Here is a 26,069-nt window from a genome sequence, read left to right on the forward strand (position 1 = left end):
TAATAAAAATATATTTAGATAAAAAAAGAGTGATGGCTTTAATTACCATCACTCTTTTTTATTCATTCTAAAAATATAAGTATTCTAAAAAAAGTTTTTAATAGAATAGAAGTAGGATAATAAAAAGTGAACTCTTGCGTTAAAGGTTCACTTCCATGGATAAGGGTTTTGCCCCTCCCACTCTAAAACTTCTTTTTTGGCTTCTTCGTAGGAATAGTCATAATGTTCTTGAAGCTTACCAATTAGTTGCTCTCGTGTACCTTCGATAATATCAAGTTCATCATGGGTGATCTTCCCCCATTTTTCTTTTACTTTTCCTTTGAATAAATTCCAATCACCAGAAATTTTATTGTTTAACATTTTATTCCTCCTTACTTATTTCTATCGGATAACACTATTAAGTGTAGAAGAGAATAAAGTGAATATAAAAGTGAAAGCCTAAATAGAGTGATTTACTCTTTCCTAAATACTTTCATTTTAGCTGGAGAGTCAACCATGACGGCATCAGCGCCTAATTGGGTAGCTTGAATATAATCTTTTTCAGTGTTGATACCAAAAAGAACAATATGGGCATTGCCACCAGCACGAAAACATGACATTGCATCCTTATCCCAGCTAAGAACAGAAACTGATCGCGCCTCACCTAAAGTATATTTTTCAACAACTTCTACTTTTCTATGTAATTCAAGCCCATACCAACGAGTAATATCTAGGTTTTCAGGCAATAAGCAAACGTGACTCATAGTAATATTGGCGAGGATATCGCGAGTAATATCACGACTTTCAAAACGCTCTACATTAGTCGGGAGTGCTTCAAGAAAGGCAGTGTTAGTGGAATAAACACGGGTTCTATCAAGTGCATTATGCTTACTGAGAACTGTAGCTAATGCTTCACCTTGAATAACGGGATCAGCATCAGGTGATTTTAAATCAAGATAAAATTGAGTAGTCGGAAATTGAGTTAAAATTTCATCTAAGGTAGGAATAGTGATCCCTTTATTTCGATAAGGATATTGCTGTGCTTCTCCGAATTTATAGCCAGCATCCCATTGTTTAAGTTGCTGTGCTGTAAATCCAGAAATAGTGCCTTGTCCATTTGTTAAGCTTTTTAAGTCACTAGGGCGGTAAAGTACAGGAATGTTATCTTTTGATAATTGAATAGTGATCCAAATTGCATCAGCTTGATTAGAGAGTGCTGTTTTTATAGCAATTTCAGTATTTTCTGGGGCATCAGCTGTGCCACCACGATGTGCGATAATTTTAGGAGATGCCATAAGTATTACAGAATAAAAAAAGAGAGAAATAGCAATAAATAATTTGATCATGAAAAATTATTTCCTTGTTTTATATGTAGTTACAAAACAATTGTTAAAGTAAATGTAATTAATTAACAAGCAAAAATAATCTAACATCACTTTGTGACAATTCTATAAATAAACAGACTAATTCAGATTTTTATGAGAAATACACCTCGTTAGAGGGAGTCAAGAGTGAATAAAAATTGTAGTTAATACTTATTTACTGTATATTTAAACAGTAAAATAGATGAGGTAATTGTATGCGTAAAATTATTCATGTTGATATGGATTGTTTTTATGCTGCGATTGAAATGCGTGATAATCCAGCACTAAAAGAGATCCCAATTGCGGTTGGTGGAAACGCCTCTAGCCGAGGTGTTATCTGTACCGCGAACTATCCTGCACGTCGTTTTGGTGTCCGTAGTGCTATGTCAACCGCGACAGCATTGAAGCTGTGTCCTCATTTAAAAGTATTGCCTGGCAGAATGGCTCTGTATAAAGAAACTTCAGCAAAGATCCGGCAAATATTTTCTCGATATACTCATCTTATTGAACCTCTTTCACTTGATGAAGCTTATCTTGATGTCTCTGAAAGCAAGCATTGTCATAGCTCTGCAACGCTGATGGCTCAAGAAATACGCCAACAAATTTTTGATGAATTAAATCTCACTGCATCCGCAGGCATTGCACCAATTAAATTTCTGGCAAAAATTGCTTCTGATATTAATAAACCTAACGGACAATTTGTTATTACTCCTGAGCAAGTTGATGATTTTATTTTGAAATTACCGCTTAATAAAATACCAGGAGTAGGTAAGGTAACATTTGCTCGCTTGCAAGAAATGGGGTTAGAAACTTGTGCTGATATTCGTCGTACAGATGTTATTTCTTTGGTAAAAGCATTAGGAAAGTTTGGACAAAACCTTTGGGAACGTAGCCATGGTATTGATGAGCGCGAAATTAACCCTGATAGACTTAGAAAATCGGTAGGTGTTGAACGGACGTTTGCCCACGATATTAATTCATGGGATGACTGCTTAGCATTATTAGATGGATTGTATCACGAATTAGAAAAGCGACTCACAAAGGTTAAACCCGATCTAAGGATCGCAAGGCAAGGCGTTAAGCTAAAATTTGATGATTTTCAATTAACGACGCAAGAACATACTCATCCTATTCTAGAAAAAGCCGATTTAATTAATATCGCTTACCAAGCATGGCATGAACGCCGAAATGGCCGAGGTGTACGATTAATCGGATTTCATGTCACTTTGCAAGATCCACAAATAGAACGACAACTTCTTTTAGCGCTATAAGAATTAAAAACCATAGCCGATCAATAGATTGGCTATGGCTAACGTAGTTAATTTATTCTATATGATCTTACCAGCGATAATTCATCGTTGCTGTCATTGTTCTACCTATTCCATAAAAGCATGCGGTATCACCAGCACAAGATGCAACATAATGTTTATTCGCAATATTATTCATATTTAATTGGATCTCAGCCCCTTTTAAAGAAGGTGATAATTCACCTAAAGAATAACCGATCATCGCATCATACAAGGTTACCGCAGGGACACTGATTGTATTTTTGGTATCACCTTGAGATACACCTACATATCTCACGCCAAAACCCGCTTTAGCCCCATTAAATAGCCCTGAGGTTTCATCATATTGACCCCAAAATGATGCCATATGCTTAGGAACTCTTGGTAACTCTTTTCCTTGTGTTCCAGCAATAATGGTTTCTCTGACTTCTGTATCGGTATAAGCATAGCTACTGATCAATGAGATATTTTCAGTTAATTGACTATTTACTTGTGCTTCAATACCACGACTTCTAATTTCACCAACAGGCTCAAAATAGGCTTTTTCGGCATTATAGTTAGTAACATTACGTTGTTGTAACTGATAAATAGAGAGCGTTGCTAATGTTTGCTGATTAGGTGTGAGGTATTTTATACCCGCTTCTAATTGACGTCCTTCACTTGGCTCAAATGCTGCACTACCCGGAGCTCTACGGGTTTGTAAATTAGGCTCAAAAGAGGTGCTGTAACTTATATAAGGTGAAACACCATTATCAAAAGCATATAAAAGACCAGCACGACCCGTTAGTTTATTATCATCTTGCTGATCATATGTGGTTGCTAAGAAGTCATGAGTTCGTACTTGCGCCCAGTCTTGGCGTAAACCTGCAAGTAATATCCAATTTTGCCATTGGATCTGATCTTGTAGATATAACCCGATTTGATCGCGTTTTTGCAACTGATCGGTTGCAGGTTTTTGTAAGCTCATATTAATCGGATAATTATAATTAGGATCACGCCAATCCAAATCGTACTCTGAGCCCATAGCTCGGCGTAAATTATCTTGATCTTTACTCCATTGATAATCAATACCCACAATCACAGTATGATTAAGTTTTGCAGTAGTAAAATCAGATTGTAAACGTGTATCTATCCCTAAAGTATCCGTCTCACGTTGTTCTTGTTGAGCTCTGCGTTCGAGCACATAAGGATTGTCTTTTCTTAATGATCCGAAAACAAGGTATTTATATTTTTGATTAATATGACTATAACGAGCATTTTGTATTATTTTGAGTGAGTCACTAAATTCATGTTCAAATTCATAGCCTACGCCATATTGTTGACGCCACGATTGGTGATAATCAGGATTGTTTACATCGAAATCAAAAGGAATAGTGCCTTCTGGTGTTTTTTTCACCGTACCATAAGCGGGTAAAAAGTTACGATAACCTGCCTCAGGCTCTTGCTGTATAAAGCTTAATAACGTTAAACGTGTTTGTTCATCAGGTAAAAAAGTAATAGCGGGAGCGAGGGCAAAACGCTCTTCTTTATAGTTTTTTATTTGAGTGTGTTGTGTTTTGGCAATACCATTTAGGCGATAAAGAATACGATTGTCATCACTTAATGCACCTGAAAAGTCGAATGCAGTTTCTGCCAATTTATCATTTCCAGCTCGTACTTGAATGTGGCGAATAGACGTTGCAGTGGGTCTTTTACTTGTCATTGCAACAAGGCCACCCGGGTTTACTTGGCCATAAAGAACAGATGCAGGCCCCCTAACAACTTCAACGCGCTCTAATAACCATGGATCAAGTGCCCCTGTTGATGATGAAGCTCCCATACCATAGCTTAAACCATCTAAGAAACGAGGTGCATAACTGTATCCACGAATAAAAACCTCGTCATTACGATTAGAACTTCCTCGATATTCGGTGAAAACACCCGGTGTATAGCGCAATGCTTGTGAAACGGAACTGACATCTTGCGCATCCATCTGATCACGAGTAATAACCGTAATAGATTGTGGCGTTTTTTCAATTTCAGTTGGTGTTTTATTTGTTGATAGTGTTTTTGTGGCAATAAAACCTGAAACAGGAGATTGTGGATCTTGTGATGGTTCAGCGGTGACAATTATCTTTTCAGATGTATTTTGATTAACTGTCGCATGAATTTGAACAGAGAGTAAACTTAAAGGTAAGGCGAGAATAACGCTAGCAACACAATTTTTGTTAGACACAATAGAACCCTTTGAATTTTTATTTTTTAATTTGAAATGCGGAAGGCATGAAAATATCACTCAATAAATATTAATACTAATGATAATGATTGGCATTCTATAAATTATATTCATTAAGATTACTTGTTTATTCCAAAATGGAATAAGACGGTTCTATATTTATTTTGTAAGGAATAAATTATGATACTTAAGGGAAATAGAGTGTGTATGGAGAGATAAATTATTTCTTTATGATAGCGTTAATAACAAAAAAAACCCGCCAATTAAGCGGGTTTCATTATGATATTTAAAGCGAGATTATTTAGCCGGGATCGCTTTTAAAATTGCTGTTAATAACTGCCAGTATTGACCAACACTTTTAACATGAACACGTTCATCTGGTGAGTGAGCACCACGGATTGTTGGTCCAATAGAAACCATATCCATATCTGGGTAAGGTTTTTTGAACAGACCACACTCGAGACCTGCGTGGATTACCATGATATTTGGCACTTTATCAAACAGTTGTTGATAGGTATCACGAACTAAATGCATAACAGGAGAGTCTGCATCAGGTTTCCAACCAGGATAACCGCCTTTGGTTTCGATATCAGCGTTAGCTAGTTTTGCTAATGCAGTCAGCATGCTGACAACATAGGTTTTTCCGCTATCAATCAGAGAACGGATTAAGCAAAGGATTTCTACTTTATCGTCAACAATACTAACAACACCGACGTTTAATGATGTTTCAACAACACCTTCAACGTCATCACTCATACGAATAACGCCATTTGGCATGGCATTAAGTAGGTTGATTAAGCGTTCTTGGCAGTCTGCCTTAAATACTTTCTTATCTGTTGTTGTATCAAGTAACTCGACTTTCAGATTTTTTTCAGCAATGGCTAATTCGCTTTTTAATAATGCTTCAAATTTCGCTTTTACTGTTTCTAGTTGGCTTACTTTATCTGCTGGAATTGCAAATACGATATTTGCTTCACGAGGAATAGCATTGCGCAATGTACCACCATGGAAATCAATTAGTTTTAGTGATAATTCTTCTGCATGACCAGCTAAGAAACGTGCTAATAATTTATTTGCATTACCTAAACCTAAATGGATATCACCACCAGAGTGACCACCATTTAATCCTTTCAGTACCAGTTGCTTAACAATATGACCTGTAGGAATTGCTTCGTAAGATAGGTTTACAGTGGTTTTAACATCAATACCACCCGCACAACCCATGTAGATTTCACCTTCTTCTTCAGAGTCTGTGTTGATAAGAATATCAGCTTGTAACCAACCCGGTTGTAAACCAAAAGCACCGTCCATGCCTGTTTCTTCAGTCATGGTTAATAGAACTTCTAATGGGCCATGTTTTACGGTGTCATCAGCCAAAACTGCTAATGCAGACGCCATGCCAACACCGTTATCAGCACCTAATGTTGTGCCTTTTGCTTTGATCCATTCACCGTCAACATAAGGTTGGATAGGATCTTTAGTGAAGTCGTGAACCGTGTCGTTATTTTTTTGTGGCACCATATCTAAGTGTGCTTGTAAAACAACTGTTTTACGATCTTCCATGCCTTTAGTTGCAGGCTTGCGAATTAAAATATTACCAACCGCATCGCGCTCAGCAAAAAGACCTTTTTCACTTGCCCATGAAAGAATGTGAGAAGCTAAAGCTTCTTCATGATGTGATGGATGTGGAATCGAACAAATTTTTGCGAAAATATCCCATAGTGGTTGTGGGGATAGAGTAGATAGTTCAGACACGATGGATCTCCTCTAACAGCATCTGTGTTATTAATAGCCTACCGCTTTTTTAAGGGTTAGCTTTATTATTCTGAGCGTTATACGCCAATATAATTGAGAATATCACTTTCTTCTGATGAATGCGTCATTCTATTCACATCTCTATCTAAGAAATTAGATCTCTATTTGTATTCATTTTTTATATGGTTCATTTTTTAATCATAAAAAGAAAATACAGAAAAAAATGAGGATAATCTCATCTCTTTGCATGTTTTCTCTGGTTTTTAGGCGCTCAAATCACTATAATCTCGCGCAACCTTTTTTTCCGCAAAAAAGCTTCTCTCGCATTCAAGTAGCTAGGATCACAATATTATGAGCGAAAAATATGTTGTAACGTGGGATATGTTGCAAATACATGCCCGTCAATTGGCGCAACGTTTACTACCAGTCGAACAATGGACAGGCATTATTGCCGTCAGTCGTGGGGGATTAGTTCCCGCTGCATTACTTGCTCGTGAATTAGGTATCCGTCATGTGGATACAGTCTGCATTTCTAGCTATGACCATGATCATCAGCGCGACCTCAAAATCTTAAAAAAAGCAGAAGGTGATGGTGAAGGCTTTATCGTTGTTGACGATTTAGTTGATACCGGTGGTACAGCTAAAGTTATTCGTGATATGTATCCAAAAGCCCACTTTGTGACTATTTTCGCAAAACCAGAAGGGCGCCCATTAGTGGATGATTTCGTGGTTGATATTCCACAAAATACTTGGATTGAACAGCCTTGGGATATGGGTGTTGCCTTTATTCCGCCAGTTTGCGATCAAAAATAATTTGATAACGTTTATTTGGCTGTTTTAATTAAGATCCTCGCCTTGGCGGGGATTTTTGTTTTTATGTTTTTATTCTTCTTTTGTATTATATCTTCGTGCGATCACTTGTCGTGATACACACCGTTCATGTTGATTTCATGCTATGATAAAGCCAGACTTTTTGGCCCCTTTTATTCGATATCGACTGATTTGAAGAGTGATATGGCAAATAATACAAACCTTTCTGAAACTCTATTTAAACCTAGAGCAAAACACGCTGAAACCTCAACACTAATTCAGTACACTCATCCAAAATCGAATATCAATACGTATACTGTACTTAATGGTGCAAGTCAGCAAAATTGGTATCGTACTATTCAGCGTTTACTTTGGATTTGGCGTGGTATATCACCTATCGAAATTGAAGAAGTTTTGAGCCGAATTGCTGTACATGATGCACCTCGTAGTGATGATAAATTTATTGATACTGTTGTGGGGTATCGCAAAGGTGGCTGGTCATATGAATGGTCACATCAAGCTATGATTTGGCAACAAAAAGCATTGCGAAAAGAGTCAGGAGATGCTGCCGCTGATTGTTGGTTGCGAGCTGCACATTTATATAGTATTGCTGCGTATCCTTTTATTAATGGTGATTTTTTAGCAGATCAGGCCGTTACTTTGTCGATGAAAGCATTTGAGAATGCGACAAAATTTTCCTCTTTTGAGGTGAAAAAACTCACATTTAAATTAGAAGGAAAGGGAACTACAACGGGTTTTCTGCATTTACCTAAAGATTGTAGAGGCCCATATCCCACAGTATTATTCTGCGGTGGGTTAGATGGTCTTCAAAGCGATTATGTCAGTTTCTTTAGGGATTATTTATCACCGAAAGGCATTGCAATGTTAACGCTAGATATGCCTTCAATCGGTTATTCGATAAAGCAAAAATTGACTGAAGATACCTGTCAGTTACAAGGCGAAGTTCTCAAGCAACTTTCTGAAGTACCTTGGGTTGATCATACTCGTGTGGGCGTAATGGGCTTTCGTTTTGGGGGAAATATTGCTGTACGTTTAGCTTATATCTACCCTAAATTAATTAAAGGTGTTGTTGCTTTAGGACCTTTAATTCATACATTCTTCACGCAATCTGAGCTACAGAAAAAAATTCCTGTGATGTATCTTGATGTATTAGCGAGTCGTTTAGGTTTATGGAATATTGATGAAAATAATCTTCGGCTGTCATTAAGCAGTTATTCACTGAAAAACCAAGGGCTGATTGGACGACGAATTCCAGTACCTATGATGGGTGTTTACTGGAAAGGTGATGAAATGAGCCCTAAAGAAGATTCTCAGTTAATAGCTCGTTCTTCTATGGATGGCGATATCTTAGCAATCAATGAAAAACCACTTTATGAAGGCTTAGAGCTCGCTTTACAAAAAAGTGCTGATTGGATCTATGACAAATTAATATAATTAATCATGAACAATAACTTGCTAATTATATTAGATTATATAACAGTAGAGTTTCTAAGGAGACTGAATTTATGACTTCATCTTTGAACCCTACCCGAGGTAAGTTATTAAAACGTTTTGCTCAAATCGGTCCTTATATCCGAGAGCAACAATGCCAAGAGAACCAGTTCTTTTTTGACTGTTTAGCTGTTTGTGTAAATAAGAAAGTCGTACCAGAAAAACGTGAGTTTTGGGGCTGGTGGATGGAATTAGAACGCAACAATGAACTGCTCATTTATCATTATCAAATAGGGCTATTCGATAAAAATGGTGATTGGATACATCAGAATATAAGTAAAAATGATGTTACTGAATCAATCAATGAAACACTGATCCGTTTTCATCAATTTCTTAAAACGGCAGCGAGTGAATTAGATATGACACTTATGCCAGATGAAAAAATGAACAAATTTCCACTTCCCATCCAGCCCTAATTTTGTGTTAGGGCAACTTTTCATAGATTTTGCGTTATGTCGGTTGGCATAACGCTTCTCTCCTGATAAAACTGTGTATTATCTTTTTAAATAATCAACAAGAATGGTAAATGTTATGAGTAGCAGCCAAACACTGGTTGTTAAATTAGGGACAAGTGTACTTACTGGTGGTTCACGACGTCTGGATCAGTCTCATATTGTTGAACTGGTTCGCCAATGCGCTAAACAACACGAAAAAGGTCACCGGATTATTATTGTTACTTCTGGTGCAATTGCAGCAGGGCGTGAATATTTGAATTATCCTGATTTACCCGCAACTATTGCTTCTAAGCAGTTACTTGCCGCGGTAGGCCAAAGCGCATTAATTCAAGTATGGAAACAATTATTTGCCATCTATGGTATTCATATTGGTCAGATGTTGTTAACACGAGCTGATATTGAAGATAGAGAACGCTTCTTAAATGCGCGTGATACATTACATGCATTATTAGATAATCGCATTATTCCCGTTATTAATGAAAACGATGCCGTTGCAACCGCAGAAATTAAAGTGGGTGATAACGATAATCTGTCTGCATTAGCCGCTATTTTAGGAAGTGCAGATAAGCTGTTATTGCTGACAGATATTGAAGGACTGTATACAGCTGATCCTCGTAGTAATCCTGAAGCAAAACTCATCCCCGAAGTATTTGATATCAATGATGAATTACGCGAAATGGCGGGTGATAGCGTATCTGGCTTGGGTACGGGTGGTATGGCAACAAAATTACAAGCAGCTACTGTTGCTGGGCGCGCAGGTATTGATGTTGTCATTGCAGCCGGTGTACAACCTGAAGTTATTGCTAAAGTTATCAATAATGAACCTGTAGGAACGTTATTCCATGGATTAGAAAGCCCACTCGAAGCACGTAAAAGATGGATTTTTGGTGCGCCAATTGCGGGGGTCATTATTGTTGATGAAGGGGCTGAAAAAGCAATTAAAGAAAAAGGTAGCTCCCTTTTACCAAAAGGTATTAAAGAGATAAAAGGCGATTTCTCTCGTGGATGTGTTATTCGCATTCAAAGTTTACAGGGTAAAGATCTCGCTCATGGTGTTGCCCATTATAATAGTGATGCACTGCGTTTAATTGCGGGACACCATTCACAAGAAATTAGTCAAATTTTAGGTTACGAGTATGGTAGTGTTGCTGTGCACCGTGACGATATGATTGTTAGCTAAGGAGCCTTCGATGTTAGAACAAATGGGTAAATCAGCAAGAGAAGCGTCTTGGCATTTAGCTCAATTATCGACAGAGCAAAAAAATCAGGCATTACTGGTTATGGCTGATTTATTAGAGCAACAAGAAGCTTCAATTCTTGCAGCCAACGAAAAAGATATGCAAGCAGCTCGTGAAGCCAATATTAATGCCGCGATGCTTGATCGTTTATTGCTGACTTCTGAACGTTTAAAAGCTATTGCTGATGATGTTCGACAAGTATGTCGCTTAGAAGATCCTGTGGGGCAAGTTATTGATGGCCGTATGTTAGACAGCGGTTTACGTTTAGAACGTCGCCGTGTACCGTTAGGTGTTGTTGGCGTTATTTATGAAGCTCGCCCTAATGTCACCATTGATGTTGCTTCATTATGTTTAAAAACCGGTAATGCTGCCATTCTTCGTGGCGGGAAAGAGACACATCATACCAATCAAGCCGTGGTTACCGTTATTCAACAAGCTTTAGAAAAATGTGGTATTCCTGCGGGAGCAATTCAGGCGATTGATAAACCTGATCGTGAGTTAGTCGCTAAAATGCTAAAAATGGATGAGTATATTGATATGCTTATTCCTCGCGGCGGAGCTGGATTACATAAATTATGTCGTGAACAATCAACGATCCCTGTTATCACTGGTGGGATTGGTGTTTGCCATACATTTGTTGATGAAAGTGCCGATTTAGAAAAAGCATTAACCGTTATCGTTAATGCCAAAGTACAACGGCCAAGCGCATGTAATTCGTTAGAAACACTCTTAGTGCATGAAAAAATTGCAGATATATTTTTACCACAGCTAAGTAATGCTATGGCTGCTCAAAAGGTCACTTTACACTCAAGCGAAACAGCGTTAGCTGGGCTGAAAAAAGGTGGAGCAACTGTTGTTGATGTAAAAGACGCAGATTATTGCGATGAATGGTTATCACTTGATCTAAATGTAGAAGTGGTCGGGGGCTTAACCGAGGCTATTAGTCATATTCGCCGCTATGGTACAGCGCATTCGGATGCTATTTTAACGCAATCTATTTCTAATGCTGATCGTTTTGTTCGTCAAGTTGATTCTGCCGCAGTGTATGTCAATGCAAGTACACGCTTTACAGATGGCGGGCAATTCGGCTTAGGGGCGGAAGTTGCTGTTAGTACGCAGAAATTACACGCCAGAGGCCCAATGGGATTAGATGCCTTAACGACTTACAAATGGATTGGTTACGGTGATAATACAATTCGTCGCTAATTATTGAGAATATTAAATAAGCCATACTTTTCTAAAGTGTGGCTTTATTTTTTTGTTACATCAGGTATGATGTTTCATACTTTACAGTATGTAAATTTTTAATTACACCCTAATGGGAACACACTATGGAGATAGTGCATTTTATGGAAAGTACAATTTACCTTATCGGACCTCGAGGTGCAGGGAAAACAACAGTAGGTAAAGCGCTTTCTCTCTCTTTAAATTATAGATTTATTGATACGGATTATTGGATAACCCAAAAATATCAACAAACTATATCCTCTATGGTGGAAGAGAAGGGTTGGGATTTCTTTCGTCAAATTGAATCAGACGCTCTTATTCAAGTAAGTCAACCTAATCAAGTTATTTCAACTGGTGGCGGTATGGTTTTGGCAGATAAAAATCGTGCTTATATGAAAACCTCAGGTGTTACAATTTATTTACAGGCCTCACTTGAAACATTAGTTGAACGTTTATCCCAAGATCCTAATGAAGCACAAAGACCTAGTTTGACAGGTAAAACATTAGTTTCAGAAATGCATGATGTTTTAATTAAGCGTGAACCTTTATACATGCAATGTGCAGATATTATTGTTGATGCGGGGTTATCTATTAATGAAATAATTGCGGTAATTCTCGCAAAACTTGCTAAATAATTAGGAAGTCGTCTGATATAAAGGGCAAAACAGAAGTCATCTATTTTATTTTCATCACATCCTATTTATAGTAAGACTAATTATAGCAAAATGAGATATGGATATGATGTTAATAGCGTTTTTTAAAACACTATTTAAATTCTTATTTAGAATAAGAATTGAAGGACTTGTTAATCAGTTTTCTCAATATGAAAAATGTATAATTACACCGAATCATACTTCTTTTATTGACGGTATATTATTACGTTTATTCCTACCTATTAATCCTGTGTTTGCTGTTTATACCTCAGTGGCTTCTGCAAAAACGACAAGATGGTTAGGTCGTTATGCTGATATTGTGCCTTTAGATCCCGCAAATCCAATGGCAGTGCGCCAATTAGTAAAAGAAGTCGATAAAGGTCGCCCTGTGGTGATTTTTCCTGAAGGAAGGATCACAGTAACAAATGGATTAATGAAAATTTATGAAGGGGCTGCTTTTATTGCAGCTAAATCAGGCGCTAAAGTTGTTCCTGTTAGGATTGAAGGTGCTGAATTTAGCTACTTTTCACGAGTACGCAAAAGTCTGCGAGTGAAATCTCATTTCTTTCCTAAAATCACAATCAAAGTACTTCCAGCCGTTGACTTACCGATGCCAAAAGCAGAAAAATCAGCTGAGCGTCGTCGATTAGCAGGGGAAGCCATGCGTGATATCATGATGAATGCCATCATGGATACACGTCCTAAACTTACACTGTATGAGGCATTTTTACAGGCAATGTCGCAATATGGTCGATTTAGCCCGTTAATTTCAGATATCAATCTAAAAGAAGATTCTTACCAAGGATTACTGAAAAAAACATTAGGGATCAGCCGACTCATTGAACGCTACACAGAGCCTAATGAACGTATTGGTTTGTTACTTCCAAATACAACAGTAACAGCGGCTGCATTATTAGGTGCAACAATGCGTCAACGTGTTGTTGCTATGCTTAACTATACTGCGGGTAGCTTAGGCGTACAAAATGCGATGAAAGCAGCTTCAATCAAAACCATTTTTACATCACGGCAATTTTTAGAAAAAGGGAATTTATTACATATTCCTGAACAAACCCCTGAAGCAAATTGGATTTACCTTGAAGATCTCAAAGATAGTGTAACGAGTGAAGATAAACGCTGGATCTTTAAACATCTTATTACGCCACATAAAGCGATGTTACCGCAAAAATCGACTGATGCTGCGGTTATTCTATTTACGTCAGGATCTGAAGGTACACCTAAAGGTGTTGTTCATAGTCATTCAAGTTTACTGGCTAATGTAGATCAAATTCGCGCTATTGCTGACTTTTCACCTAAAGATAAATTTATGTCAGCATTACCGTTATTCCATGCATTTGGCCTAACTGCTTGTCTATTAACACCGATTTGCTTGGGCGCTCGTGTTTTTCTTTATCCAAGCCCATTACACTATCGCGTTGTGCCTGAATTAACGTATGACCAAAATTGTACCGTGTTATTTGGTACATCAACCTTTTTAGGTAATTATGGAAAGTTTGCTCATCCTTACGATTTTGCCAGAGTTAGGTATGTGGTTGCTGGTGCTGAAAAACTATCAGAATCAACCCGTATTTTATGGCAAGAAAAGTTCGGTATCCGCATTTTAGAAGGTTATGGTGTTACCGAATGCGCACCGGTTGTGTCAATCAACGTACCTATGAGCGCTAAAATACATACTGTAGGCCGTTTATTACCGGGTATGGAAGGCCGACTTATCCCAATGAATGGGATCAAGGAAGGTGGACGATTACAATTACGTGGCCCAAATGTGATGATGGGGTATTTACGTGTTGGATCACCAGAAAAACTAGAAGTCCCTGTAGCTACAAACGTAGACGGTATTGATGAAGAAGGTTGGTATGACACGGGTGATATTGTTGCTATCGATAGCGAAGGTTTTTGCACTATTAAAGGGCGTGTAAAACGTTTTGCTAAAATTGCTGGTGAGATGGTCTCTCTTGAAGGTGTCGAGCAACTTGCACGTAAAGCATCCACTGGCGAGCATGCCGTTGTGACGATTAGTGATAAACGCAGAGGTGAATCATTGGTGCTGTTTACAACAGATAACCAATTGGATCGTAGCGCGTTATTAACACTAGCTAAAGCAGAAGGTGTTGCTGAAATAGCTGTACCGAAGGATATTCGTTTTATCAAAGAAATTCCTGTTCTTGGGAGTGGGAAAACGGATTTTGTCTCATTGAAAAAACTAGCTGAACAGGAAAATAACTAATGTCAGAGAATATTAGCCAGCCTCCGTTAATGAGTCGGGGAATGAAAGCAGTATTGTTATCACAATTTCTTTCTGCTTTTGCTGATAACGCATTACTTTTTGCCATTTTAGCTCAGTTTAAATCGGCTCTTTATCCTGAATGGAGCCAACCTGTTTTACAAATGGTCTTTGTGCTGGCTTTTATTCTCTTAGCGCCTTTTGTTGGGCAAGTTGCTGATCGTAACCCTAAAGGTAGGGTTATGCTCAGTGGTAATATCTTAAAATTCGTGGGTGCATTTCTTATTTGTGTTGGCTCTGATCCATTCTTAGGTTACGCCTTAGTTGGGATTGGTGCGGCAGTTTATTCACCAGCTAAATATGGTATTTTAGGTGAATTAACCGATGGTGAACGCTTAGTAAAAGCAAATGGTTTAATGGAAGCATCAACCATAGCCGCTATTTTATTAGGATCAGTGATTGGTGGTTTACTCTCTGATTGGAGTATTGTTTTTGCACTAGGTGTCTGTGCAGCAATGTACGCTTTTGCAGTTCTTGTTAACTTTGGCATACCTAAATTATCAGCTGCTCAAATAGGTCGTGGTTGGAACATAAAAAAAATGTTCGCTCAATTCCTTGAGGCAACACGTACTTTATGGGCAGATAAAGAAAGTCGCTTTTCTTTAGTGGGAACAAGTATGTTTTGGGGCGCGGGGGTGACTTTGCGTTTTCTGCTTGTTCAATGGGTACCTATTGCATTAGGCATGACTGACAACACCACTCCAACTATATTAAATGCAATGGTAGCTATTGGTATTGTTGTAGGAGCTGGATTAGCCGCTAAATTTGTGACACTGAAAACAGTACGTCGCTGTATGCCAGCAGGCATTTTAATTGGTCTTGGGGTAGTTTATTTTTCATTGCAAACTTCAATTATTCCATCCTATTTAATCCTTATCGTTATTGGTGTTTTTGGTGGCTTCTTTGTGGTGCCATTAAATGCGCTATTACAAGATAAAGGAAAACACAGTGTGGGAGCGGGTAATGCTATCGCAGTACAAAACTTAGGTGAAAATACAGCGATGCTATTAATGTTAGGCTTGTTCTCACTAGTCACTAGTATTGGTATTTCTGTTGTTGCCATCGGAATTGGTTTTGGTGCCATTTTTGCACTCGCAATTGGTGGGTTATGGTTATGGGATTGCACCAGAAAGAAATCTTAAACAGTAGAATTTAGAATAGAGGTTAAATGAACCTTAATGATAAATTACGATGAAATGACTCACCTAAGTATTGAGGTGGGTAAAGCGTTAATTGAAAAGAAGAGCACGATAACAACGGCAGAATCTTGCACTGGTGGATGGATTGCAAAAATCATCACGGATATTGCAGGAAGTTCTGATTATTATCACCGTGGCTTTGTGACCTACAGTAACGAAGCAAAGCATGAAATGATAGGCGTTGATGAACAAACCTTGATTAAATACGGTGCTGTTAGTGAAGAAGTCGTTCTTCAGATGGCGAAAGGCGCACTTAGCGCAGCAAATGCAGATTTTGCTGTTTCAGTCAGTGGTATTGCGGGCCCTGGTGGTGGCAGTAAAGAAAAACCAGTGGGTTTAGTTTGGTTTGGCTTTGCTGTTAAAACAACAACCGGTGTTCAGGTAACAGCAAAACACTGTATTTTCAGTGGCTCACGAGAGCAAGTAAGAGCGGAATCTGTCATTTTTTCTTTAAAATCAATACTTAGAGAAATTATAAATAATTAACTTGATACTGTATGATTATACAGTATAATGAATTTCAACAAGCAAAATCATACACGTTTTAATGGTAGTGACCCATCCTTATGCTTCACTGCCCAGAGGGAGATAACATGGCTATTGATGAAAACAAACAAAAAGCATTGGCCGCAGCACTTGGTCAAATTGAAAAGCAATTTGGTAAAGGGTCTATCATGCGTCTGGGCGAAGATCGTTCCATGAACGTTGAAACCATCTCTACAGGTTCTTTATCATTAGACGTTGCTTTAGGTGCTGGTGGTTTACCACGTGGTCGTATTGTTGAAATCTATGGCCCAGAATCTTCAGGTAAAACAACTTTAACACTACAAGTTATCGCTTCAGCTCAACGTGAAGGTAAGATCTGTGCGTTTATCGATGCTGAACACGCATTAGATCCAATTTATGCAAAAAAATTAGGCGTAGATATTGATAATCTGCTGTGTTCTCAGCCTGATACCGGTGAGCAAGCCTTAGAAATTTGTGATGCATTATCTCGCTCTGGTGCTGTTGATGTTATCGTTGTTGACTCAGTGGCTGCGTTAACGCCAAAAGCTGAAATTGAAGGTGAAATTGGCGATTCACACGTAGGTCTTGCTGCTCGTATGATGAGCCAAGCTATGCGTAAATTAGCGGGTAACTTGAAAAACTCCAATACATTACTTATTTTCATAAACCAAATTCGTATGAAAATTGGTGTTATGTTTGGTAATCCAGAAACCACAACTGGTGGTAATGCACTTAAGTTCTACGCATCTGTTCGTTTAGATATTCGTCGCATCGGTTCTGTTAAAAACGGTGATGAAGTTGTGGGTAGTGAAACTCGCGTTAAAGTCGTAAAAAATAAGATTGCAGCGCCATTTAAACAAGCCGAATTCCAAATAATGTATGGCGAAGGTATTAATACTTTTGGTGAGCTTATCGATTTAGGTGTTAAACATAAATTGGTAGAAAAAGCTGGTGCATGGTACAGCTACAATGGTGAGAAGATTGGTCAAGGTAAAGCTAATGCAACAACTTACCTAAAAGAGCATCCAGAAATGTACGATGATTTAAATACGAAACTACGTGAAATGTTATTAAACCACGCAGGTGAGTTTACAAGCGCAGCTGATTTCACGAATGAAGGTGATGCAACTGATCTCGGAGAGGCAGAAGAATAATCTCTCTTAGCTTGTGATAAAACAACTAATTGATTCCATGTTTAGACAAATTACTATCATTGTTATGATAAATGGCTAGTCAATTAATGTGATTTAACTCACTTAAAAAAAGGAAGCTCTAAAAAGCTTCCTTTTTGTTATATGCAGTACTATTTATCCAATTTAGGGTTCATGTCGGGTTTATTCTATTATCTATCCATTAAAAGTAGCCTTTAACACTATTTTATTTGATATAACGATATTTTTTACTAACTAATTTTTATAGTTGTATGAAAGTTTATATAGTGAAATTTTGATGATATATTCTCATAAATTACCAATCTAAATAAGAATCATTACAAATATCTGATTGAGCCAGATAGTAAATAATTGACATATAGAGATAAATATCTTCAAGATATTTGAATCTAATTAAGATAGTATTTAAGAGGTTATTTAGTGATGAGATAGGTTTTATACTGAGAAATACTTTTATTTTAGCTAGTTATCGTGAGTTTATTGTTCGTTTTAAGTGATAATGTCTATGTGTTTATTATTGATTGTTATAAGAAAAAGAAATTATTTAAGAAAAAACACGTATAGTATGTGATGAGATAAAAAACTAATAATAACAAATAGTTTTTAATAATTACAAAATGAAAATACTTTAAACTACTTATATTTCTTAGAATAATCTCTCTTAAATAGAGAAAAGTCCCATTCTCAGTTAACAAACCCACTTTCAGAAAAAAACTAGACGATTTACAATGTCAACACGAATAAGTTTATCGGGGGTTTTACTTCTGACTGAAGAAATTCTATCTTATCCCTACTTATGTATTCGTTGGCTAAGTAGAGGTAACAATAAACCTCCTCTAACTAGATTTCTAATTTCTGTTTTTCCAGCTTGATTTCGGGATAATTATGAGCAAAAGCACCGCTGAGATCCGTCAGGCGTTTCTCGACTTTTTTCATACTAAAGGACATCAAATAGTACCTAGCAGTTCTTTGGTTCCAAATAACGATCCAACATTGCTGTTTACAAACGCAGGGATGAACCAATTCAAAGATGTATTTCTTGGATTGGACAATAGACCTTATTCCCGAGCGACAACTGCACAACGCTGTGTGCGTGCAGGTGGTAAACATAATGATTTAGAAAATGTGGGTTATACAGCTCGTCACCATACCTTTTTTGAAATGCTAGGTAATTTCAGTTTTGGTGACTATTTCAAACATGACGCAATCAACTTTGCTTGGGAATTATTAACCAGCAAAGAGTGGTTTAACTTACCTAAAGAAAGACTTTGGGTAACGGTATATGCCACAGATGATGAAGCTTATGATATTTGGAATAAAGAAATTGGTATTCCTGCCGAAAGAATAATCCGCATTGGTGATAATAAAGGCGCACCATTTGCATCAGATAACTTTTGGCAAATGGGTGACACAGGCCCTTGTGGACCTTGTACCGAAATATTTTATGATCATGGTGACCACATTTGGGGCGGACCTCCAGGATCACCAGAAGAAGACGGCGATCGCTATATTGAGATCTGGAATATCGTTTTCATGCAATTTAATCGTCAATCAGATGGCACTATGGATCCACTGCCGAAACCATCTGTTGATACGGGAATGGGGTTAGAGCGTATTACCGCTGTTTTACAACATGTAAACTCTAACTATGACATTGATTTATTCCGTTCTTTAATTAAATCTGTTGCACAAGTGACTAATGCAACAGACTTAGAAAATAAATCATTACGCGTTATTGCTGACCATATTCGTTCTTGTTCATTCCTTATTTGCGATGGCGTGATCCCTTCTAATGAAGGCCGTGGCTATGTTCTGCGCCGAATTATTCGTCGTGCAGTACGTCATGGTTATATGCTTGGCGCCAAAGATACCTTCTTCTATAAATTAGTTGCTCCATTAATTGAAGTGATGGCTGAAGCGGGTGAAGAATTAAAACGCCAACAAGCTATCGTTGAAAAAGTATTAAAAACGGAAGAAGAGCAGTTTGCTCGTACATTAGAACGAGGCCTCCAGCTATTAGATGAAGAGCTTGCTCAATTAACAGATGACGTTCTTCCAGGTGAAACCGCTTTCCGTCTTTATGATACATATGGTTTCCCTCTCGATTTAACTGCTGATGTTTGTCGTGAAAGAAATATCAAAGTTGATGAAAAAGGCTTTGAAGTCGCGATGGAAGAGCAACGTAAACGTGCTCGTGAATCCAGCGGTTTCGGCACTGACTATAATAGCCTTATTAAAGTTGATAGCCGCAGTGATTTCTCTGGTTATGAGCATAATGAACAGCAGGGTACAATTACTGCTATTTTCCACAATGGACAATCAGTCACCGAATTAAAAGCGGGCGAAGAAGGGATTATCTTCTTAAATAAAACGGCATTTTATGCCGAATCCGGTGGCCAGGTTGGCGATAAAGGTGTTCTGACTGGCAAAGATAGTCAGTTTGAAGTCACAGATACGCAAAAATACGGTAAAGCGATTGGCCATATTGGTAAAGTTAACGTAGGGTCATTTATTGTTAACCATAAAATCAATGCTAACATTGATATTGCTCGCCGTGATGCCATTCGTTTAAATCATTCTGCGACTCACTTATTACATGCTGCATTACGCCAAGTTCTGGGAACGCATGTTACGCAAAAAGGTTCTTTGGTTAACGATAAATATCTGCGTTTTGACTTCTCTCATTTTGAAGCAGTTAAACCAGAACAGTTGCGAGAAATCGAAGACATTGTAAATGCACAAATCCGTCTTAACTCACCAATAGTCACTGAGTTAATGGATCTTGAAGACGCTAAAGAGAAAGGTGCTATGGCACTGTTTGGTGAGAAATACGATGAACGTGTCCGTGTTTTAACCATGGGTGATTTCTCTACTGAGCTTTGCGGTGGTACTCACGCTTCTAGAACAGGTGATATTGGTTTGTTTCGTATTATCAGTGAGTCAGGCACTGCTGCTGGTATTCGTCGTATTGAGGCAATTACAGGTATTACAGCAATTGAGAGTGTTCATGAGCAATCAGACCTTATCTCTCTTGTTGCACAAGTTCTAAAAAGTGATGGTACAAACTTGGTTGAAAGAATTAAGACAGTCCAAGAAAAATACCGCTTATTAGAAAAAGAACTCCAACAACTAAAAGATCAGCAAGCTGCCCAAGAAAGTTCTTCTTTAGGTGGACAAGCTAAAAACGTGAAAGGTATCAAACTTTTAGTTCGTGAGCTTAATGGTGTTGAGCCAAAAATGTTAAGAACTATGGTTGACGATTTAAAAAATCAATTGGGTTCAGCAATTATTGTGCTTTCTACTATTTCTGATGGTAAAGTGAGCTTAATTGTTGGGGTCACTAAAGATTTGACTGCTAAAGTTAAAGCAGGTGAGTTAATTAGTTTTGTAGCACAGCAAATCGGCGGTAAAGGTGGCGGTCGCCCTGATATGGCTCAAGCTGGTGGTACTGATATTGATGCTTTACCTGCGGCTTTGGCAAGTGTTGACGAGTGGGTTGAATCGCATCTGTAAGCGATAATAACCTGAAAAAAGGCGTTATTCCTGATTTATAGGGATAACGCCTTATAGAGATATTGATGATCCGTTAAATAATCAGTCACTAAATTTATATTTTGTTATGAAGTATGAGTTACTTGTGATAAATAATGATTATACGAATTGACAATGTATGATGGATAATGGCCGGGAAATTCTAGAGACCCGACTCTTGTAAATTTTCAAGGAGCAAAGAATGCTTATTCTAACTCGTCGAGTTGGTGAAACGCTTATGATAGGCGATGATGTAACCGTAACCGTTTTAGGGGTTAAAGGTAATCAGGTACGGATTGGCGTAAATGCACCCAAAGAAGTATCTGTCCATCGTGAAGAGATCTATCAACGAATTCAGGCCGAGAAAACTCAGCCTACCGATAACTACTAAACAAATTCCCATTTTTAGTTAGTTACAATTCATTCGTAAGCGTCCACACTTTTGCCGGGTCTGGGCGCTTTTCTCTTTCTAAGACTTTTTATTCCCTTTTTGGTTCCTATCTTCACTCTCCTTGAGTTGCATTTATTATTACACTATCCGTTTATTCTGATTGACAGAATTGAAACTCTTTTTACCTCTAATCATTCGCTTCACAATTATTTGTTTTGAGAATAAATATATTTGCTATGGGAATAAAATACTTGAATGATTTTTCATCAGAGATATCATTGTGTTTAGGACTTTTTTAGCCAATCTTGCTGATAAACGCATCAGTTTGTTTGTGAAGTGTCCAAACAAACGTATATTCGTAAAAAGTTGAGAAAAATTGTTTGACTTCTTAGGCTGAGAAAGTAATATGTGCGCCACACAGAGACGAGATGTTCAGTAAGAACTTCTTCGAGTGGTTCTAAATATGGTGAGATGGCCGAGAGGCTGAAGGCGCTCCCCTGCTAAGGGAGTATGCGGTCAAAAGCTGCATCGAGGGTTCGAATCCCTCTCTCACCGCCATTTAGATTGCATCCTTAGCTCAGCTGGATAGAGTACTCGGCTACGAACCGAGCGGTCGGAGGTTCGAATCCTCCAGGATGCACCAATTCCAACCCCATGATTAATGTATGGGGTTTTTATTTTGGTGCAAATGGTGAATAATTTGCATTAAAAGAGTAAAGTATTAAAACGGCGCATCCTTAGCTCAGCTGGATAGAGTACTCGGCTACGAACCGAGCGGTCGGAGGTTCGAATCCTCCAGGATGCACCATCTCATTACTCATTATTGCTAATTGCAATATGAGCAGCTAGAAAGATTACTACGACGCATCCTTAGCTCAGCTGGATAGAGTACTCGGCTACGAACCGAGCGGTCGGAGGTTCGAATCCTCCAGGATGCACCATCTTTTATCAGATATTATCATAGTAAATTGTTTCTAGAATAATTCGTTAGACCTGCATCCTTAGCTCAGCTGGATAGAGTACTCGGCTACGAACCGAGCGGTCGGAGGTTCGAATCCTCCAGGATGCACCATCTTTTAAGCCTCGCAATAGCGAGGCTTTTTGCTTTCTGTAATTCTCTTATTTCTTATAATGTTAAACTTTTGTTTAGCATCAACTAACAACGCTAACATCATCTAATCAGCGACAATTTAGTGACTTTACGATAAAGTAACTCCTATCTATTTACTTACATTAATCAACGCGGGAGGTCACCTTTGATCCCGGACGTATCCAAAGCACTTTCTTGGTTGGAAGCACACCCTAAAGTTTTATGTGGCATCCACCGTGGTATTGAGCGCGAAACCTTAAGAGTAACGCCAGAAGGCAATTTAGCATCAACAGAGCACCCTATTTCATTAGGTAAATCATTAACTCATAAATGGATCACAACGGATTTCGCTGAATCCCTGTTAGAGTTTATTACGCCTGTTGATGACAATATTTCACATACCCTGCATTTTTTAGGTGATTTACATCGTTATACGGCGCGTCACTTAGATAATGAACGTATGTGGCCTATGAGTATGCCTTGCTTTATTGAAGCGGAAGATAAGATTACGCTTGCTCAATTTGGCACATCCAATGTAGGGCGTTTTAAAACCCTATATCGTGAAGGATTGAAAAATCGTTATGGTGCTTTAATGCAAACCATTTCTGGTGTGCATTATAACTTTTCATTGCCTATTGAATTTTGGCAAGCATGGGCGAATGTAAAAGATGAAGAAAGTGGTAAAGAAGCTATTTCAGATGGTTATCTACGTTTGATCCGTAACTATTATCGTTTTGGTTGGGTTATTCCATTCTTCTTTGGTGCATCGCCAGCAATTTGTGGATCTTTCTTGAAGGGAAGAGAAACAAATTTACCATTTGAAAGTACGCCCAAAGGTGCGAAGTATTTGCCTTATGCGACGTCATTACGTTTAAGTGACTTGGGATATACCAATAAATCGCAAAGTGATTTAGATATTACCTTTAATCACCTCGAAACCTATGTTAAAGGGCTGAAAAAAGCGATTCATAAACCATCTGACGAGTTTGCTAAACTGGGTGTTAAGAATAAAGATGGTGAGTACATTCAATTAAACACCAACGTACTGCAGATTGAAAATGAGCTTTATGCGCCTATTCGTCCTAAGCGTGTTGTTAAAGGGGATGAATCGCCTTCTGATGCTTTATTACGTGGTGGTATTGAATATATCGAAGTTCGTTCGCTTGATATCAATCCATTTACGCCAATTGGTGTCGATGAAACTCAAATTCGCTTCCTTGATTTATTCTTAATTTGGTGTGTTTTAGCTGATGCACCAGAAATGAATGCTTCTGAATTAGCGTGTTGTCGTGCAAATTGGAATAACGTTATTCTAGAAGGGCGTAAGCCTGGTCAAGTTATTGGAATGGGTTGTGGTGAGAGAAAAGAGCCATTAGCACAAGTAGGTAAAGCGTTATTTGCGGACTTAAAACGTGTGGCAAATGTTCTTGATTGTTGTTCTGGCACAAAATACATGGAAGTTTGCGTTAAGTTGGAAGAAATGTTTGATAATCCAGAACTAACCTTCTCTGGCAGACTGTTAGAGAAAATCAAAACACAAGGTATTGGTAGTTATGGTTTATCTTTAGCGGAAGAGTATTACCAAGAATTAATTAAAACGTCTTATGAAACGTTGACTGATGAAGCTTTTGATCATGAGAGAATTTCATCCATAAAACGTCAAGAAGAGTTAGAAAAGAGTGATACCATTTCTTTTGATGAGTATTTGAAGATCCATGCAGGGGCAAATGCCGATAACGTGGCTTCCTAAACTTAGATAGAAAAAAGCCACACTAATATTTGTGTGGCTGAAAAATTCTATAGAGAAATAGGGATGATAACATTTTGCGCGTATTCATTACTAAGACCGGGCTACTTGCAGAAAGTTTCATTTTTTCTTAAAAATATTTAAATTTTTCTTAGGAGGTTTTTTATGCCTTTATTGGATAGCTTTACTGTTGACCATACACGTATGTCCGCACCAGCTGTACGCGTTGCTAAAACAATGAAAACGCCATCTGGTGATACTATCACGGTATTTGATTTACGTTTTACTGTGCCAAATAAAAAAGCCATGCCTGAGAAAGGAATTCACACGTTAGAGCACTTGTTCGCTGGCTTCATGCGTAACCATCTTAATGGTTATGGTGTTGAGATCATTGATATCTCCCCAATGGGATGCCGTACAGGCTTCTATATGAGCTTAATTGGGAAACCAGAAGAACAGCGAGTTGCTAATGCATGGAAAGCAGCAATGGAAGATGTTTTGAAAGTAAAAGATCAAAATCATATCCCTGAGTTAAATGTGTATCAATGCGGTACTTATGAAATGCATTCTCTGACTGAAGCACAAGATATCGCACGAGATATTTTAGCTCATAATATTGGTATTAATCATAACGACGAATTAGCACTTCCTGAAGAGACATTAAAAGAGCTACATATCTAGACTTAGCTACTTTATAAAACTAGGGGACAATAGATCAAGAAATTCGCATCCTGATTTATTGTCTCTTTTTATTCTAATTACCATCCTATTTTTTTTCGTTATCCCATTGTTTTATTTTCTTATCTTCTTATATTGTTATCACAATAATGGATTAAATTTATGCTTAATACACGGAGTACACTTTTGTTATGGAAAATCACCAATTCTCATCACCTAAATTGGTTTTAGAGTTTTTTGTTCGAGAATTTTATTTTTTTGGTAAAAGCACGTTGCGCACTCAATTTCCTAAAGATGCTTTTTTCTATCAAGGCCCTTCTAAAGCACAAGAATATCGTTATTTTGAGAGTGTACATAAACAGCATGTTAGGCGGTTTCACTCTGAACCAGAGCTCATTATCAAGCCTGAATATTTGTTATTTTCCTCAGAAATAGAGACTCAACGATTTGAAAAAATAACTAAAGCTGAAACTAATACGATAATAAAAATCGGTGGAGATTATCTCTATAAAGAAAAAGAAGATGAAGAATATCATTGGTATTTTCAGGAAGATAGAGTTAAAACTAATAGTTATTCTGGTGAAAATTTAGATTTAAAATATGAAAACATTCAGACTTTAGCGCCTCATCATTTCAATATTGAATCAGTAAAAGATGATGGTTCTATCATTACTAATTTTCCACGTAAGTCTCTTTCTCTTACTTTAAACAGAGGCGAAATAGCGTGTTTTATTTGCCGACGAGAAGAGTATGGTTATTCTTATTCTCATGAACCTGCGCTTAATTTAGTGATGTGGGTAAAGAATCATGGTTTTTATTCTGATTATCAACAAGTAAGGCCCACTCAACTTAAGACAGAACAAGTGATAGAGCCTTTCTATTTGAATCACGCGAGAGAATTTGATTTTCGTAATAGCAAATTACGATTTGAGCTCGGATAAACAGCAAAAATAAAGCG

At 37.8% G+C, this 26,069-nt stretch carries 20 protein-coding genes and 5 tRNA genes; 21 read left to right on the top strand and 4 right to left on the bottom strand.

Features of this window, described 5'->3' with window-relative positions:
• Positions 1-147: 147 nt before the first annotated feature.
• Together GTH24_RS04580 and GTH24_RS04585 are read right to left on the bottom strand one after the other, a co-directional pair.
• Positions 148-360, bottom strand: coding sequence for a CsbD family protein (locus GTH24_RS04580; protein WP_072070896.1), 213 nt, complete (start codon positions 358-360; stop codon positions 148-150).
• A 92-nt stretch (positions 361-452) separates the two neighbouring features.
• Positions 453-1,325, bottom strand: coding sequence for a glycerophosphodiester phosphodiesterase family protein (locus GTH24_RS04585; protein ID WP_072070895.1), 873 nt, complete (start codon positions 1,323-1,325; stop codon positions 453-455).
• A 233-nt stretch (positions 1,326-1,558) separates the two neighbouring features.
• Between GTH24_RS04585 and dinB the strand changes: the two genes are divergently transcribed.
• Positions 1,559-2,614 carry a DNA polymerase IV gene (gene dinB / locus GTH24_RS04590; RefSeq protein WP_072070894.1) on the top strand — a complete coding sequence of 352 codons (1,056 nt, stop codon included), beginning with the start codon at positions 1,559-1,561 and terminating at the stop codon, positions 2,612-2,614.
• A gap of 67 nt (positions 2,615-2,681) precedes the next feature.
• Here the strand turns inward: dinB and GTH24_RS04595 are convergent, their stop codons facing one another.
• Together GTH24_RS04595 and pepD are read right to left on the bottom strand one after the other, a co-directional pair.
• Positions 2,682-4,844, bottom strand: a complete 2,163-nt coding sequence (locus GTH24_RS04595; protein WP_164526009.1) for a TonB-dependent siderophore receptor — start codon at positions 4,842-4,844, stop codon at positions 2,682-2,684.
• 297 nt (positions 4,845-5,141) lie between these two features.
• On the bottom strand, positions 5,142-6,599 hold the full coding sequence (gene pepD, locus GTH24_RS04600; RefSeq protein WP_072070892.1) for a beta-Ala-His dipeptidase: 1,458 nt from the start codon (positions 6,597-6,599) through the stop codon (positions 5,142-5,144).
• Between the two features lie 351 nt (positions 6,600-6,950).
• On the opposite strand from pepD, the gene gpt reads away from it, so the two are divergent.
• The 20 genes from gpt (at position 6,951) to GTH24_RS04700 (ending at position 26,052) form a co-directional block, all read left to right on the top strand.
• Entirely contained in the window at positions 6,951-7,412 is a 462-nt protein-coding gene (gene gpt / locus GTH24_RS04605) for a xanthine phosphoribosyltransferase (protein WP_023580994.1), read from the top strand.
• Between the two features lie 201 nt (positions 7,413-7,613).
• Entirely contained in the window at positions 7,614-8,864 is a 1,251-nt protein-coding gene (gene frsA, locus GTH24_RS04610; RefSeq protein ID WP_164526010.1) for an esterase FrsA, read from the top strand.
• A gap of 71 nt (positions 8,865-8,935) precedes the next feature.
• On the top strand, positions 8,936-9,337 hold the full coding sequence (crl, locus tag GTH24_RS04615; protein WP_164526011.1) for a sigma factor-binding protein Crl: 402 nt from the start codon (positions 8,936-8,938) through the stop codon (positions 9,335-9,337).
• A 115-nt stretch (positions 9,338-9,452) separates the two neighbouring features.
• Positions 9,453-10,556 carry a glutamate 5-kinase gene (proB, locus tag GTH24_RS04620; RefSeq protein ID WP_072070889.1) on the top strand — a complete coding sequence of 368 codons (1,104 nt, stop codon included), beginning with the start codon at positions 9,453-9,455 and terminating at the stop codon, positions 10,554-10,556.
• Between the two features lie 10 nt (positions 10,557-10,566).
• Positions 10,567-11,820 carry a glutamate-5-semialdehyde dehydrogenase gene (locus GTH24_RS04625; RefSeq protein WP_072070888.1) on the top strand — a complete coding sequence of 418 codons (1,254 nt, stop codon included), beginning with the start codon at positions 10,567-10,569 and terminating at the stop codon, positions 11,818-11,820.
• A gap of 143 nt (positions 11,821-11,963) precedes the next feature.
• Entirely contained in the window at positions 11,964-12,476 is a 513-nt protein-coding gene (aroL, locus tag GTH24_RS04630) for a shikimate kinase AroL (protein ID WP_072070887.1), read from the top strand.
• A 103-nt stretch (positions 12,477-12,579) separates the two neighbouring features.
• Positions 12,580-14,739 carry a bifunctional acyl-ACP--phospholipid O-acyltransferase/long-chain-fatty-acid--ACP ligase gene (gene aas / locus GTH24_RS04635; protein ID WP_082151854.1) on the top strand — a complete coding sequence of 720 codons (2,160 nt, stop codon included), beginning with the start codon at positions 12,580-12,582 and terminating at the stop codon, positions 14,737-14,739.
• Positions 14,739-15,938 carry a lysophospholipid transporter LplT gene (gene lplT, locus GTH24_RS04640; RefSeq protein WP_115350338.1) on the top strand — a complete coding sequence of 400 codons (1,200 nt, stop codon included), beginning with the start codon at positions 14,739-14,741 and terminating at the stop codon, positions 15,936-15,938. Before aas ends, lplT begins: the two co-directional genes overlap by 1 nt.
• A gap of 36 nt (positions 15,939-15,974) precedes the next feature.
• A complete protein-coding gene (gene pncC / locus GTH24_RS04645; protein WP_115350337.1) occupies positions 15,975-16,481 on the top strand; it encodes a nicotinamide-nucleotide amidase in 507 nt (168 codons plus the stop codon).
• Positions 16,482-16,588: 107 nt separating this feature from the next.
• Positions 16,589-17,656, top strand: a complete 1,068-nt coding sequence (recA, locus tag GTH24_RS04650) for a recombinase RecA (RefSeq protein WP_072070885.1) — start codon at positions 16,589-16,591, stop codon at positions 17,654-17,656.
• Positions 17,657-18,559: 903 nt separating this feature from the next.
• Positions 18,560-21,187 carry an alanine--tRNA ligase gene (alaS, locus tag GTH24_RS04655; protein ID WP_072070884.1) on the top strand — a complete coding sequence of 876 codons (2,628 nt, stop codon included), beginning with the start codon at positions 18,560-18,562 and terminating at the stop codon, positions 21,185-21,187.
• 220 nt (positions 21,188-21,407) lie between these two features.
• Positions 21,408-21,596 (top strand): carbon storage regulator CsrA, encoded by a 189-nt coding sequence (csrA, locus tag GTH24_RS04660; protein ID WP_004244778.1) that lies wholly within the window; start codon positions 21,408-21,410, stop codon positions 21,594-21,596.
• 465 nt (positions 21,597-22,061) lie between these two features.
• Positions 22,062-22,154 (top strand) — tRNA-Ser (locus GTH24_RS04665).
• An 8-nt stretch (positions 22,155-22,162) separates the two neighbouring features.
• A tRNA-Arg gene (locus GTH24_RS04670) sits at positions 22,163-22,239 on the top strand.
• A gap of 88 nt (positions 22,240-22,327) precedes the next feature.
• Positions 22,328-22,404: transfer RNA gene (locus GTH24_RS04675), tRNA-Arg, on the top strand.
• A gap of 56 nt (positions 22,405-22,460) precedes the next feature.
• Positions 22,461-22,537 (top strand) — tRNA-Arg (locus GTH24_RS04680).
• A gap of 54 nt (positions 22,538-22,591) precedes the next feature.
• Positions 22,592-22,668 (top strand) — tRNA-Arg (locus GTH24_RS04685).
• A 184-nt stretch (positions 22,669-22,852) separates the two neighbouring features.
• Positions 22,853-24,436: a glutamate--cysteine ligase gene (gene gshA, locus GTH24_RS04690; RefSeq protein ID WP_072070883.1), complete on the top strand. Its 1,584-nt coding sequence runs from the start codon at positions 22,853-22,855 to the stop codon at positions 24,434-24,436.
• Positions 24,437-24,598: 162 nt separating this feature from the next.
• The gene (gene luxS / locus GTH24_RS04695; RefSeq protein ID WP_164526012.1) at positions 24,599-25,114 is read left to right on the top strand and encodes an S-ribosylhomocysteine lyase; all 516 of its coding nucleotides are present in this window, start codon (positions 24,599-24,601) and stop codon (positions 25,112-25,114) included.
• A gap of 188 nt (positions 25,115-25,302) precedes the next feature.
• A complete protein-coding gene (locus tag GTH24_RS04700; RefSeq protein ID WP_072070881.1) occupies positions 25,303-26,052 on the top strand; it encodes a hypothetical protein in 750 nt (249 codons plus the stop codon).
• Positions 26,053-26,069 lie beyond the last annotated feature (17 nt).

The sequence above is a fragment of the Proteus vulgaris genome (genome assembly GCF_011045815.1).
GTDB lineage: Bacteria > Pseudomonadota > Gammaproteobacteria > Enterobacterales > Enterobacteriaceae > Proteus > Proteus vulgaris_B.

Bases quoted from the DNA above. Each gene is read 5' to 3' on its own strand.
- GTH24_RS04580 (WP_072070896.1), bottom strand. From the start codon at position 360: ATGTTAAACAATAAAATTTCTGGTGATTGGAATTTATTCAAAGGAAAA.
- GTH24_RS04585 (WP_072070895.1), bottom strand. From the start codon at position 1,325: ATGATCAAATTATTTATTGCTATTTCTCTCTTTTTTTATTCTGTAATA.
- dinB (WP_072070894.1), top strand. From the start codon at position 1,559: ATGCGTAAAATTATTCATGTTGATATGGATTGTTTTTATGCTGCGATT.
- gpt (WP_023580994.1), top strand. From the start codon at position 6,951: ATGAGCGAAAAATATGTTGTAACGTGGGATATGTTGCAAATACATGCC.
- frsA (WP_164526010.1), top strand. From the start codon at position 7,614: ATGGCAAATAATACAAACCTTTCTGAAACTCTATTTAAACCTAGAGCA.
- crl (WP_164526011.1), top strand. From the start codon at position 8,936: ATGACTTCATCTTTGAACCCTACCCGAGGTAAGTTATTAAAACGTTTT.
- proB (WP_072070889.1), top strand. From the start codon at position 9,453: ATGAGTAGCAGCCAAACACTGGTTGTTAAATTAGGGACAAGTGTACTT.
- GTH24_RS04625 (WP_072070888.1), top strand. From the start codon at position 10,567: ATGTTAGAACAAATGGGTAAATCAGCAAGAGAAGCGTCTTGGCATTTA.
- aroL (WP_072070887.1), top strand. From the start codon at position 11,964: ATGGAAAGTACAATTTACCTTATCGGACCTCGAGGTGCAGGGAAAACA.
- aas (WP_082151854.1), top strand. From the start codon at position 12,580: ATGATGTTAATAGCGTTTTTTAAAACACTATTTAAATTCTTATTTAGA.
- lplT (WP_115350338.1), top strand. From the start codon at position 14,739: ATGTCAGAGAATATTAGCCAGCCTCCGTTAATGAGTCGGGGAATGAAA.
- pncC (WP_115350337.1), top strand. From the start codon at position 15,975: ATGATAAATTACGATGAAATGACTCACCTAAGTATTGAGGTGGGTAAA.
- recA (WP_072070885.1), top strand. From the start codon at position 16,589: ATGGCTATTGATGAAAACAAACAAAAAGCATTGGCCGCAGCACTTGGT.
- alaS (WP_072070884.1), top strand. From the start codon at position 18,560: ATGAGCAAAAGCACCGCTGAGATCCGTCAGGCGTTTCTCGACTTTTTT.
- csrA (WP_004244778.1), top strand. From the start codon at position 21,408: ATGCTTATTCTAACTCGTCGAGTTGGTGAAACGCTTATGATAGGCGAT.
- luxS (WP_164526012.1), top strand. From the start codon at position 24,599: ATGCCTTTATTGGATAGCTTTACTGTTGACCATACACGTATGTCCGCA.
- GTH24_RS04700 (WP_072070881.1), top strand. From the start codon at position 25,303: ATGGAAAATCACCAATTCTCATCACCTAAATTGGTTTTAGAGTTTTTT.